Here is a 12,443-nt window from a genome sequence, read left to right as displayed (position 1 = left end):
CCTGCATTACCTGGCTGGCCTTCATTGCACTGTTTTTTGCTCTGTGCGTGCCGGAGCACTCGTTGTTCCGTGCTCCCGACGGCAGTCTGACCAGCCCCAAGGCACCCGTCATGCAGGCTATTGTTCCGCTGCTTTTCCTGTTCTTTGCCGTTCCCGGTCTGGCATACGGCTATGCCTCCCGCACGTTCAAGAACAGCACGGACGTCATCAAGTCCATGGAGCATGTGCTGACCATGCTGCTTTCCTTCATCGTGTTCGCCTTCTTTGCCGCTCAGTTCCTTTATGTGTTCGGCAGATCCAACATAGGTACGCTGCTTGCCATTGCCGGCGCTGAGTTCCTGAAGAACATGGGGCTGCCTTCCGGCATGACGCTTTTCGGCATCATTCTTCTGACCGGCATGCTGAACATTCTCATTACTTCGGCCACGTCCAAGTGGGCCATTCTTTCCACCATTTTTGTTCCCATGCTCATGATGCTGGGCATTTCCCCCGAACTTACTCAGGCGGCCTTTCGCGTGAGCGACTCCGCCGTGAACGTGTCCACGCCTTTGTTCCCGTTCTATCCGCTGCTCATCATGTATTGCCAGAAGTATGCCAAGGCTACGGGTGTGGGCACGCTTTGTTCCATGATGCTGCCCTATACCGTGGCGCTGCTTGTGGTGCTTACGCTGGTGCTGTATGCGTACTGGATGATCGGTATTCCGCTTGGCTTTGACAGCGGCTATGTGTATCCTCCCGTCAAGTAACCTTGTAAAAAATTAAAAGAAGGCAAACTGTCATGGAACATGAATACGCTGCAGAGTTGACCGAGCGCTTTTTGCGCTATGTCGCCGTCCCTTCCGAAAGCGACGCGTCTGTGGGCGTCGTGCCCAGTACGGAAGGTCAGCGCGAACTGGCCCGTCTTCTGGAAACAGAGCTTCAGGCCATGGGGCTGGAAGACATAGAGCTGGACGAACATTCCATACTTACGGCAAAGCTGCCCGGCAACGTGCCCGGAGTTCCTTCCATCGGCTTTGTTGCTCATCTGGATACGGTTCCTGTCTCTCTTTCTCCTGAAGTTCATCCTCAGGTACTGCACTATGAGGGGGGAGATGTCTGTCTGAATGCCGAAAAGGATATCTGGCTGAGACTCTCCGAACATCCTGAACTTGCGGACTATAAAGGGCAGGACATCGTTTTTACCGACGGAACCAGCGTGCTCGGCGCGGACAACAAGGCAGCCATTGCCAACGTCATGACCATGCTGCATACGCTTTCGTCCGGCGACAGACCTCATGGCGAGATTCGAGTGGCTTTTGTGCCCGACGAAGAAATCGGCCTTTGCGGATCCAAGCTTATGGATCTTGACAAGTTCAAGGTGGATTTCGCGTATACCATTGACTGCTGTGCCGTAGGCGAGCTGGTATATGAAACTTTTAATGCCGGAAGCGTGCTTTTTGAAATTGAGGGCGTGACGGCCCATCCCATGTCGGCCAAGGGCGTGCTCGTCAATCCGTTGCTTGTCGCCACGGACATCATCAACTGCTTTGACCGCAAGCAGACGCCGGAACATACTGACGGCAAAGAAGGATACTGGTGGTTTACCGGCATGGAGTCCAACAGCAGCCGCTGCACGCTTCATATGAACATTCGTGATTTCGACAAGGAATGTTACGAAGCCCGCAAGAAGTACGTGCAGGATGTCGTTGACTTCATGCGTATCCGCTATAAGAGAGCCAGAATCAAGGTTACGCTTACGGACGTATACGGCAACATTGCGTCGTCTCTTGGAGAGGACAGATCTCCCATTGACCTCATGTATGAGGCTGCGCATGAGATCGGAGTACAGCCGAAGACCATTGCCATGCGCGGCGGGACCGATGGTTCGGCTCTTTCTGCCAAGGGACTCGTTACTCCCAACTACTTTACCGGCGGGTTGAATTTCCATTCCAATGCGGAATTTCTTCCTGTACCTTCTCTGTGCAAGTCTCTTGAAATGACGCTCAAGATTCTGGAGCTTGCCGTAAAGAAGTCCGGCAACTGATTTCATCAGGGTCAGCAGAACAAGGCCTCACTTCAGAATTTCTGGAGTGAGGCCTTTTGTATTATGTATGCGTAAGAAGAGCTTCAGTATTGAGTGAAGGTGGGCAGAAGCTTGAACGGCGTTGCTGGGGCGCAGGCAGGCCGGTGGTGTTTTGGGAAAGTATCCGTGTACCGGACCATGGCGAGCGGAGGATGGATGAGGCTCCGCGCCCCGGGCAGGCTGCTTTTGCTGGAAAAGTGGAGTGCTCTTTTAGAGAATACGGAAAAGTGTTGAGCTCAGAGTGAAAGACTGATCGGAAACTCGGAACGTTCGATAGCTCGATGAAACGGCAGACCGTTGGCGGCAGAAAGGCCGGATCCTTGAGACTCCGGCCTTTCTGCACAAGTAAAACTGGTAGCTGGTCTTTTTTGCCGGAGAGCTCAGGCCCCTTTGCGGGAAGAGCAGCAGACCTTGAAGAAAGCAGGCATCCTGCCGAAATGAATCAGGCACAGCATGACGCCCATGAGAATAAGGACTGTGCCGACCCAGAAGGAAAGGGAGACAGCCTCGCCAAGGAAGAGAATGCCGAGAATTGTAGCGGTAAGAGGCTGCACGGGATAGAAGGCGGAGCAGGTTCCGGCTTCTATGAGGGAAAGACTTTCATTCCAGAGAACATGGGCTACGCAGGTGCACATGACGGCCATGTAGAGAAGTGAAATAATTACGCCCGTATCCCAGACGGCAGGCGTATGCATAAGCTCAATGGCAGAGGCGGGAATCGTGAAGACAAGCGCTACGCCCATGCTCCATGCCGTGATGATGAGCGGGTGATACAGATGTCCTATTTTACGGATGATGATGGACACATACGACCAGATCAGAACGGAAATGAGGGAAAGAACGATACCCGTCATCATGTCGCTGCCGTGAACGCCGCCGATGATGAAATAAACGCCGGTAATGCCGAGCAGCAGTCCCGCTCCTTTCTGTATGGTGAGGCGTTCATGCAGGAATATGGCCGCCATGATCATGATGACGATGGGGTTCAGAGAGTTTACGAGGGCGGCAAACGAGGCGTTGGAAAATTTGGTTCCGAGCAGTTGCAGGACAAGGGCTGCAAAGTAGCCGAAAAAACCTATCAGAAAAATGTATTTGTAGTCCTTGCGTTCTATGGGGCGGAATTTTTTTACATGGATGAGCGCCAGAAGCAGCAGGAAGGAGATGGCGTACCGCACAAGCGAGACGGTGAACGGCGGTACCTTGTCGAGCACGTATTTGCTGACGACATAGAGACTTCCCCAGAGAAAAAAGGTAAGGAAGAGATAGAGATAGACAAATCTTTCATTCAAGGATTTCATGATGAACCTCCTGAAGGGTCGGTCAGCTTCTTTCGTCGACAAGAGAAAGTTTTTTCCAGTTGCCGCGGCGGAAACGGACAATGAATATGCCGGCCCGGCACAGCTCGTCAAAAGCCATGGCAACCCATACGCCGATGATGCCGAGTCCCAGCACGCTGCCGAAGAACCATGAACCGCATACCGCTACGGACCAGCAGAAAATGATGGCCAGCATGGTAGGAAAAAAAACGTCTCCGCAGGTTTGCAGAGCCCGCACCATGACGATGTTGACGGCTCTGCCCAGCTCGAGAGCTACGTCGATGAGCATGACTATCCTGCAGAGGCGAATGACTTCGGTGTTGCTGGTAAGCAGGCCGAAAATGCTGTTGGAAAAAATGGCTATGGCGGCCGAAATCGTTGCGGAGGCCAGGCAGGAAACCAGCGTTACCCATATGACGAGCTCTTCGGCTTCCTGATGCTTTCTGGCTCCGAGCGCGCGGCCGAGGAGAATCTGCATGGCCTGGGAAACGGCGGAAGTGAAAAGATAGGAGCACATGGCCAGCATGGTGGCATAGGTTTTTACCACGGCCTCGGTTGTGCTGAAAGTATTGATGATGGCAAGAATAACGATCTGGCTGAAGGAATAGGAAATGGATTCACCGCAGGAAGGAAGACCGAGCTTGAGTATCTTGACGAGTTCTGCCTTCTGACAGCGGAAAAGGCGCCGGACGGAAAGACTGATGCGCAGATATTTTTTTACCTCATAGAAGAGAATGAGGGCTCCAATGAGTCTGGAAAGAACGGACGGAATGGCTACGGCCATGGCGCCCTCCATGCCGAAGCCCCACAGAAAGAGCGCGTTGCCGCTTATGTTGATGATGTTGAACAGAAACGCCACGAGGAGGCACTGTTTCATGTAAGTATTGCTGCGAAGGTAGGCGCTCAGCGAGAGCATGACAGCCTGAAGGAAGAGGCCGCCGCCGGTAATGCGGAGATAGATGACGGCTTCGTCCATGATTTCCGGCTGGACGTGTATGGCCGAGAGTACAGGGCGCGCAAGAACGGCCAGCATGACGCCTATGCCGAGACTTACGGCCAGGTTGAAGTAAAAGGAAATCACATAGATCTGCTGCTCCTTTTCCTTGTTCTGCGCTCCCTTGTATTGGCTTATGAGAATGAGCGATGCGGCAGACAGAACGGACAGGCTTACGGCAAGCATGTCGAGAATGGTATTGGCCTGGTTGATGGCGGTAGCGCTGTAGTCGTTGCCCACCATGACCTTGTCCACATTGCCCACGAGAAGTTGAAGAACGAGTTCCAGAAACAGGGGAAGCGTGAGGCGGAGCAGAAGACTGATGTCGATGTGATCTTTGTGAAGTGGAAACATGGAAAATTCATAGAGTCGGGCAGGACGACCCGACGGGGACGAAAAATGGATTCGTCGTAACCTGTGCGACGCAAGGCGTCCGGATGATCTTTTTCGGAGACGGACGGTTGAAAGGGAGATTCAGGACGGGGCAACTCTGCTCCTTCATGGAAGAAGTGTAAAGAAAAAACTGCAGATAGTTCCGGGAAGGGCACACCGACGTCTCCGGACGCATGCCCTTCCCGGAATGGGAGCAGAGTCTTTTGTTTTAAAGCCCTGTGGCCACGGCTGCAATCATGACGACGATTGCCATGATCGTCCAAAGCAGAAACAGCGGCAGAACCCAGCCGGCCCACCGTCTGTAATCGACTCCGGCCATGGCAATGCTGGCCATCATGGTACCGTTAGTGGGAAAGATGACGTTGGAGAGTCCGTCACCGAGCTGGAAGGCGAGAACGGCGGTCTGTCTTGTCATGTCCACAACGTCGGCAAGGGGAGCCATGATGGGCATGACGACGGCTGCCTGTCCGGAGCCAGAGGGAACAAAGAAGTTGAAGAGAAGATTGAACAGGAACATGACGGGCGCTACAAATACGGAATGGAGGCTGTTGAGAGCGACGGCCATGCCGTAAATGATGGAATGAAGAATGTGTCCGTCGCTCAAAACGACGGATATGCCCGTGGCCAGGCCTATGAGCATGGCCGAAAAGGTCATCTGGCGTGCCCCCTGAAGGAAGCCGGCCACAAATCCATTCATGCCCATGCCCGTCACCAGCGCGCCGAACATGGCGACGATCATCATGATGCCGGCCATGTAGTTCATGCCCCAGTGAAGGGAGAGAGAGCCCCATACATAGATGCCGAGTCCGGCGACAAGACCGAGCAGAGCGAGGGCGTGGCGGGCATTGAACTCGGCGACGGGGGTACTGGCCGGAGCATTCTCATCCATACCGGCAGCTCCATGTAGGCCGGCGCACACCTTGCGCGCGTAACGGATGATGAAAAGGGTCGTGGGCAGCAAAAAGACCAGCCAGACCACGCAGCGGAAACCGAAACCGGACAGCATGGGCAGGCCTGCAATCTGCTGGGCTATCTGCACGGTCATGGCGCATACGGGGCTTGTGGCATAGCCGCTGTATGCGGCAAGAAACATGATGGCAACGCCGGTAATTTCGTCGGCCCCCAGTCTGCGGGCAAGAATGACGCCGATGGGAATGGTAGCCACCACGGGATTGGCCATGACGCCGGATGCGCCGAGAACGCTCATGATGACGATGATGGCCGGCAGAATGAGAAAGGACTTTGTGCCGAGTTTTCGGACCAGCCAGCTGATGAAGGCGTCAACGGAATTGCCGGCGATGAGGACCTGAAAATAGCCGCCGACAAGAAAGGTGAACACAATGATGGGACCGGCCTTCACCATGCCCTTGAAGACGGCGTCCACCAGACCCCAGGGGGAAACTCCCTGCTGGGGAATGGCATGATAGGTCATGGGATCGAGCATCTTCGTGCCGGCAATAAGGTCGTACATGCCTGCCGGAATGATGTGCGTGAGCACGGCGGCAAGCACCATCATGGCAAATACGATGACAAGTGAATTGGGGAATTGAAATTTTTTAGTGGTCGTGTTCATGGCTGCAGTATTGCGGAAAGAAAATACGGGAATTTCAGTGCCGGTCGTCAGGCAGGGAAAGAATGGTCGTTACCAGCTTGCGGCACTGGGGAAGAAGCGAGGAGAGCAGCGCGTGTTCCTCCCGGCTGTGTGCGCCTGCCCCGGCGACTCCGAGTGCGCATAGTGTCGGAATACCCATCTGCGTGGTGAAGGCGCTGTCGGAGCAGCCCCCTGTGGAAAGAAAGGATACCGGCCCGAGACCGAGCCTTTGCGAGGCTTCGTCGTATATTGCCGCCAAGGCATCGGTCCCCGGAGTTTTTTCCATGGCGGGATATTGTCCCAGCACGAAGAATTCCGCAGAGGTTCCGGGCAGCGGAGTTTCCTTGCACAGAGCCTTCAAGGTCTGCCGGGCGGCCTCAAAGTCGGCGTTGGTTCGGTACCTCAGCCCCAGGGAAATGACGCACTCGTCGGGAATGACGTTTGGACCGGTTCCTCCTTCAATCCTGCCGCAGTTGAACAGGTTGCCGTCAGGCCGGGAGAGCGATTCGATCCGTTCCACAAGCCGTGCGGCCGTACGTATGGCGCTGGCTCCCTTTTCCGGGTTGCGTCCCGCATGGGCAGCAATGCCTCTCACAAGAATGCGGATGACGGCGCCGCCTTTTCGTTCGATGACAATTTCGTTCCCCGTTGAGCCGCTTTCACAGTTGAAGGCAGCTGTACACCCGGAGCATTCCTGTGAAAAAAGCTGTCCTCCCAGGCCATTGGAAAGCATGTGCGCCGTTTCTTCGTCACTGGCAAGTGCCAGGCGTAGCTGGCGTTCTTTGTAGCCGCAGGCGAGGAGTGCCTTGATGGCGAAGAGGGCGATGACTATGCCTCCCTTGCAGTCGAACACTCCGGGGCCGTAAAGGCAATCCCCTTCCTGGCGCAGCAGTTCCGGCCAGCTGCCTGTCGGGTGAACCGTGTCCAGGTGGGCCAGAAGAGCCACCGGCTTCTGTGAGCCTTCAGCCGTGCGGGCTGTGAGAGCGTCCCCGGCTTTTTCATAGGATATCTTGCGGCAGGTCATGCCCATGGCGTCACAGTAGGTGTCGATGTGACTGGCAAGACGGCTGACCGAGCTTTTGTCGGCGGAAGGCGTTTCCAGTTCCACAAGATTTTTCAGCAGTTGGATCATTTCCGGCTGTTTGCCGTCAAGGAACTCCATGGCTGTATGCCACAGTACTTCGTTTTTCATCACTTCCATCTCTCTGTTGCTGGAAAAAGAAGTTGTCAGCATAGCCACGTCTTGTAAAATGTTCAAGAGTCATTGCAATACGGAAAAATTTTTCATGAGAGAGGAGATTTTTGAGAGAAAGCTTGCAATTTTTTTTCACAAGATATGCGCGCAGTGAGGAAGAAAATGGAGAAGAGTAGTTCATGAAGGTGTCGATACATCAAAATTTTGGAAAATTTTGACGCATGGTCAGAGCAATTTTGTATTATGGTAGGGGAAAACGTCTTGTTCCTATATGGATATGCAGGGTGCTGATGCAAGAATCATGATGACAAGACTGATATAAAAGTCTAACTATTTTTGAGGAAAAGCGCTTTTTCATGGAATGCCCGGATGCGGCATGGCCGACTCTGTGCTGTCTCCAACAGGAAAAGGGCGATTCGTGCGGATACGCAGGAAATGCGCGGCATTTTGGTCTCTGTCCGCTTGTTGTTCATTGAAAGGCTTTTCGGTCGCTGAGACTTCCCCTGAACCGGGGAAATCTGTCGTTTGTCGGAGCTGTGCCCCGACAGGACGGCTCATGCGTACCGCAGGGGAGGAAAAATTGAAGGATGTTCTTTTCGGACTGACCGTGGAAAGCGATAATCAGTCCATTCTCGACATGGTTTTCAACAAGGCGCATGAGGCCAGATATTTCAGTATGGCTACATTGCCTGCTCAAGGCGACGTTCCGGGATCTCGGTTTCTGGATTTCATGCGGAGTGAAAGCGATGGACTTCTGTATTTCGGCGTAGGAACCGGCAAGCCTTGCAATGAGGATATCGAAGCCCATCCCATAGTGACGCTCAACGGTTCGTTTGTGGGAGACGACACAGGGGAATCGGAGCATCGTCAGCTTATTTCCTTCCGAGTTACCGGCAGAGTTCGTCGATGCGACAATCCGGAGGCGGAACGGGAATACTGGGCAAGGAATCCCGGATCCCGGAAAATGTGGGAAAAAAGTCTGGACAGCTTCGTCATTTATTGCCTGTGGCAGGGAGAAGGGGAGCTGTATCAGGTATATAAAAATGACCGTATCTATCGTCTTCGTTTCGGCTTCGGGGGAGTGGAGCCCCGACCTTTCCACTATTACATAAACGAAACGTTCTGCACGGGCTGCGGAACGTGTGTTGATGCCTGTACGGCAGGCATCATCACCATAGAGCACGGCACGGCCAGGATTCCCTTTCAGCACTGCTATGAGTGCGGTGTGTGCCGCACGGCCTGCCCTCATGGGGCTATAGAAATGTCGGATCGTTCCGTCTGGCAAGGAGAATGACCAATGTTTGCATTATGGACTCGTTACAAGAATATTCCTCTGCTGAAAAAAATGTTTGTCGCCATGCTGGCCGGCATTGTCGCCGGCATACTGCTGGGCCCGAAGGCGGAGGTGCTGTCTCCTCTGGGCACACTTTTTCTTCAGCTTCTTCAGATGATAGCTCTGCCGCTCATCATCGTTAATCTGCTTTCGGGTCTCTGCTCTCTTGACGATCCCAAGCTTTTCGGACGAATCGGCGTGCGCGTGCTGCTTTACTACTGCCTGACTACGGTTTTTGCCATGGTTATCGCCGTCTTCGTCGGCAGTCTCATTCGTCCCGGCCTCGGGTTCATTTTGAGCGGCGATTTTGTTCTCAACAACAAGGCGACACCGTCCATAGGCGCCACCATACTTTCCATGATCCCCTCGAACGTGTTTACGGCGCTTGCCGACGGCAAGTTCGATCAGGTGGTCATTTTCGTGGCCATTTTCGGCATGGCTGCGCTTTTCCTTCCTGCAGCGGATCGTGAACGGATCCGCAGCATGTCGGACATTTTTGTCCGGGCGTTCAACAAGATCATGGCAGCCGTCATGCTCTATGCACCTGTGGGCATTTTTGCCCTCATGGCGCGCACGTTCGGTCGCTACGGCCTTTCCATGGGCGGACCTATCGCAAAGTATGTCGTCAGCGTGTATATTTCCGTTGTCTGCATGTTCTGTGTGTATCTTCTTCTGCTTTATATCTTTGTGCGTATGAAGCCGGGATATTTTCTGCGTCGTTCCGGCCCGGTTATTGTATCGGCGGCCAGTACATGTTCCAGCATAGCCACGCTGCCGGTGAATCTTAAGGCCGCCGAAGACCTTGGCGTGCCGAAGGGCATCTACAGCTTTACCATCCCGCTGGGCAATCAGATAAACCGTGACGGCATGGGCATCTTTTTTGCCATGTCGTTCATGTTTACGGCACAGGCCGCAGGCGTGGATTTCACCTTTGCCGAACTCGGCAAGATGATTCTGCTCAGCTTGCTTCTCACCATGGGCGGCGGTGGCATTCCCGGCGGTGCCATGGTCTTTCTGGCGCTCATTTTTGAGACCTTCGGACTTCCCGTGGAAGTGGTGGCCGTCATCGCGGGCATCCATACGCTCAATGAAATGGGGCTGACGACCATGAACTGTCTGGGCGATCTCGTGGGGACTGTCATAGCCACTTTCAGCGGAGAAGACAGAAAGAAGCTGCCTTCTGTGCAGGACTGATACCGTCGCAGGTTGCTGTATCCCATATAAAAAGGCCGGAACTCGAAAGGGAACCGGCCTTTTTCATGTGACACAAAAGAGCCGGAGTTGCCTCGGACAGAGGTGGGCGGAGCCGGAGAAAGTTTCAGCGCTCCTGGGAAACAATGGTTTCAGGTTCGGGTTAAAATATTCTTTTAAGGCATAATATTATATTTGATATAAGTATTTGCTATATTTTTTCGTTGAAGATACTTGAATACTACGCTGTAGCAAGGACATTGATCCGTATACTCACATTGGAAACAACGGGAGAAACTGATGAGCAAAATAAAGAATGTGGCTGTCGGTATTTGCGTCGGTGTAGCGGCGCTTGCAGAGAGCGCCATGGCGGCACAGGAAAATGCTCCTGTTCTGATGGTAAAGGAAGGCAGAGAAATGAAGCTGGAACAGCAGTGGGACAAGACGTTTCCCAGAAGCAGCAAGGTCGATCATAAGAAGGTGACGTTCAGGAACCGCTACGGCATCACGCTTGCCGCAGATATGTATATTCCCAGAAATGCTGGGGAAAAGCTGGCGGCCATTGCCGTGAGCGGTCCCTTTGGCGCGGTCAAGGAGCAGGCCTCGGGTCTGTATGCCCAGACCATGGCCGAACGAGGTTTTCTTACCATCGCGTTTGATCCCTCCTATACCGGTGAAAGCGGAGGAGAGCCCCGCAACGTGGCTTCTCCCGACATCAATACCGAGGACTTCAGCGCCGCCGTGGATTTTCTTTCCACGCTCGACAATGTCGACGCGGACCGCATAGGCATCATCGGTATATGCGGTTTCGGCGGCATGGGGCTCAATGCGGCCGCCATGGACACCCGCATAAAGGCGACGGTGACGTCGACCATGTATGACATGAGCCGGGTCAATGCCAACGGATATTTTGATGCCATGAATGCCGATGCCCGCTATGAGCTGCGCAAGCAGCTCAATGAGCAGCGCACGAAGGATGCCCGTTCCGGCGCCATTGCCCCCTCGCAGAACAGACTTCCTGATGCCCTGAGCGGCAACGAGCCCCAGTTTGTGAAGGATTATTTTGACTATTACAAGACGCCTCGCGGGTTCCATCCGCGTTCCATCAACTCTAACGGCGCATGGAATGCGACCTCGCCGCTTTCGTTCATGAACATGCCCCTTTTGAGCTATGCCGGAGAAATCCGCAATGCCGTTCTGGTCATCCACGGAGAGAAGGCCCATTCGCGGTACTTCAGCGAGGATGCCTTCAAGAAGCTTACCGGAGACAACAAGGAGCTGATGATCATTCCCGGGGCAAATCACGTCGATTTGTATGACAGCGTTGATGTGATTCCTTTTGACACGATAGAATCGTTCTTCAGAAAGTATCTGTAGTCCGAAGAATTTCATGAGAAAAGAAGCGGGGAGTCGCACAAGGCGGCTCCCCGCTTCTTGCCGATGGGGGATAGATTCGGAAGGCAGAACGCGGCAGTCTTTTTGAGAAGAGACGTCTCGCTTCTTCAGCCTATATGTCTGCCGGCCCCAAAGACATCGAATGGCGTTGAATGGGACAGTCGGGAGAAAAGGCTTCCCTGTCTGGCGACTCGAGAATGAGGAGACGGGGAAGATTTTCTGCAATTAGAAGTTGCTGTTGCGCTTGGGCATGAGCTTCAGAGCATCCATAATGTGCAATATATGAATTTTCATGGCGTTTCTTGCGCCTTCCGCATTACGGCTGACCATGAAGTCAAGGATGAGCTGATGGTCATAGCGACTCCGGTGCAGGGCTTCGGGGTGACGTGGTGCAAGATCCATGGCCTGCTCAAAAGCTTCCTGAAGTACGGGCATGAGGCGGTTCATGAACTCGTTGTGCGTGGCGTGGGCAATGGCACGATGAAAGGTCTTTTCATCTTCCAGAAGCGTCGGGTCTTCGGGATCTCCGGAAGCGATACGCTTTGCGAGTTCGCAGATGTGCGTCATTTCGTTTTCCGTGGCCCGGAGTGTTGCATAATAGGCGACTTCCGGTTCAAAGATCATGCGCATTTCATAGACGGATTCGGCGTTTCCCTCGACGGGAGGCACATCATGGAGTTCCGTGAAGGAACGTTCCCTGAAGTCTTCTCTCACGTAGGTGCCCCGGCCGCGACGTATTTCAAGTACGTCTCGGGCCGCAAGCATTCGTATGCCCTCACGAAGCGTGATGCGGCTCACGCCGAGTCGGCTGGCGAGTTCCAGTTCGTTGGGCAGTTTGTCGCCGGGCTTCAGCGTCCTGTCTACGGTAATCATGGACAAGATGCTTTCGGCTACTCTGTCGGACAGTCGTTCTGTTTTTTTCAAGGTCAGCTCCGGCAAGAGCGTTTCCGCTCGGTGTTTGCCAGGCTGCCGG

General features: G+C 53.8%; 10 protein-coding genes. 5 read left to right on the top strand and 5 right to left on the bottom strand.

The features are described 5' to 3' along the window. Nucleotides 1-746, top strand: a 746-nt coding sequence (locus tag Q0J81_RS04605; RefSeq protein WP_294446263.1) for an AbgT family transporter, incomplete at its 5' end; no start/stop codon positions are given. Between the two features lie 32 nt (nt 747-778). Beyond that, nucleotides 779-2,023 (top strand): peptidase T, encoded by a 1,245-nt coding sequence (gene pepT, locus Q0J81_RS04600; RefSeq protein WP_294446262.1) that lies wholly within the window; start codon nt 779-781, stop codon nt 2,021-2,023. Nucleotides 2,024-2,442: 419 nt separating this feature from the next. Here the strand turns inward: pepT and Q0J81_RS04595 are convergent, their stop codons facing one another. From Q0J81_RS04595 to Q0J81_RS04580, 4 genes are all read right to left on the bottom strand, one after another. Beyond that, on the bottom strand, nt 2,443-3,360 hold the full coding sequence (locus tag Q0J81_RS04595) for a DMT family transporter (protein WP_294446260.1): 918 nt from the start codon (nt 3,358-3,360) through the stop codon (nt 2,443-2,445). Nucleotides 3,361-3,382: 22 nt separating this feature from the next. Further along, nucleotides 3,383-4,726 carry an MATE family efflux transporter gene (locus tag Q0J81_RS04590; RefSeq protein ID WP_294446259.1) on the bottom strand — a complete coding sequence of 448 codons (1,344 nt, stop codon included), beginning with the start codon at nt 4,724-4,726 and terminating at the stop codon, nt 3,383-3,385. A 247-nt stretch (nt 4,727-4,973) separates the two neighbouring features. After that, nucleotides 4,974-6,338, bottom strand: coding sequence for a Na+/H+ antiporter NhaC family protein (locus Q0J81_RS04585; RefSeq protein WP_294446258.1), 1,365 nt, complete (start codon nt 6,336-6,338; stop codon nt 4,974-4,976). 34 nt (nt 6,339-6,372) lie between these two features. Then, entirely contained in the window at nt 6,373-7,590 is a 1,218-nt protein-coding gene (locus Q0J81_RS04580) for a M20/M25/M40 family metallo-hydrolase (RefSeq protein ID WP_294446257.1), read from the bottom strand. A gap of 517 nt (nt 7,591-8,107) precedes the next feature. On the opposite strand from Q0J81_RS04580, the gene Q0J81_RS04575 reads away from it, so the two are divergent. The 3 genes from Q0J81_RS04575 to Q0J81_RS04565 all read left to right on the top strand — a co-directional run bounded on the left by Q0J81_RS04575 (nt 8,108) and on the right by Q0J81_RS04565 (nt 11,452). Beyond that, nucleotides 8,108-8,845, top strand: coding sequence for a 4Fe-4S dicluster domain-containing protein (locus Q0J81_RS04575; RefSeq protein WP_294446256.1), 738 nt, complete (start codon nt 8,108-8,110; stop codon nt 8,843-8,845). A gap of 3 nt (nt 8,846-8,848) precedes the next feature. Further along, nucleotides 8,849-10,078: a dicarboxylate/amino acid:cation symporter gene (locus tag Q0J81_RS04570; RefSeq protein WP_294446255.1), complete on the top strand. Its 1,230-nt coding sequence runs from the start codon at nt 8,849-8,851 to the stop codon at nt 10,076-10,078. 297 nt (nt 10,079-10,375) lie between these two features. Beyond that, nucleotides 10,376-11,452 (top strand): alpha/beta hydrolase, encoded by a 1,077-nt coding sequence (locus tag Q0J81_RS04565; RefSeq protein WP_294446254.1) that lies wholly within the window; start codon nt 10,376-10,378, stop codon nt 11,450-11,452. Nucleotides 11,453-11,695: 243 nt separating this feature from the next. Here the strand turns inward: Q0J81_RS04565 and Q0J81_RS04560 are convergent, their stop codons facing one another. Continuing rightward, nucleotides 11,696-12,394 (bottom strand): FadR/GntR family transcriptional regulator, encoded by a 699-nt coding sequence (locus Q0J81_RS04560; protein ID WP_294446253.1) that lies wholly within the window; start codon nt 12,392-12,394, stop codon nt 11,696-11,698. Nucleotides 12,395-12,443: the final 49 nt, after the last annotated feature.

Origin of the sequence: uncultured Mailhella sp. (genome assembly GCF_944324575.1) — a bacterium.
Classification (GTDB): domain Bacteria; phylum Desulfobacterota; class Desulfovibrionia; order Desulfovibrionales; family Desulfovibrionaceae; genus Mailhella.
The sequence above is the reverse complement of the archived record's forward strand: the minus strand, read 5'-3'. Positions and strand labels throughout refer to the sequence as shown.

Bases quoted from the DNA above. Each gene is read 5' to 3' on its own strand.
- pepT (WP_294446262.1), top strand. From the start codon at position 779: ATGGAACATGAATACGCTGCAGAGTTGACCGAGCGCTTTTTGCGCTAT.
- Q0J81_RS04595 (WP_294446260.1), bottom strand. From the start codon at position 3,360: ATGAAATCCTTGAATGAAAGATTTGTCTATCTCTATCTCTTCCTTACC.
- Q0J81_RS04590 (WP_294446259.1), bottom strand. From the start codon at position 4,726: ATGTTTCCACTTCACAAAGATCACATCGACATCAGTCTTCTGCTCCGC.
- Q0J81_RS04585 (WP_294446258.1), bottom strand. From the start codon at position 6,338: ATGAACACGACCACTAAAAAATTTCAATTCCCCAATTCACTTGTCATC.
- Q0J81_RS04580 (WP_294446257.1), bottom strand. From the start codon at position 7,590: ATGCTGACAACTTCTTTTTCCAGCAACAGAGAGATGGAAGTGATGAAA.
- Q0J81_RS04575 (WP_294446256.1), top strand. From the start codon at position 8,108: ATGCGTACCGCAGGGGAGGAAAAATTGAAGGATGTTCTTTTCGGACTG.
- Q0J81_RS04570 (WP_294446255.1), top strand. From the start codon at position 8,849: ATGTTTGCATTATGGACTCGTTACAAGAATATTCCTCTGCTGAAAAAA.
- Q0J81_RS04565 (WP_294446254.1), top strand. From the start codon at position 10,376: ATGAGCAAAATAAAGAATGTGGCTGTCGGTATTTGCGTCGGTGTAGCG.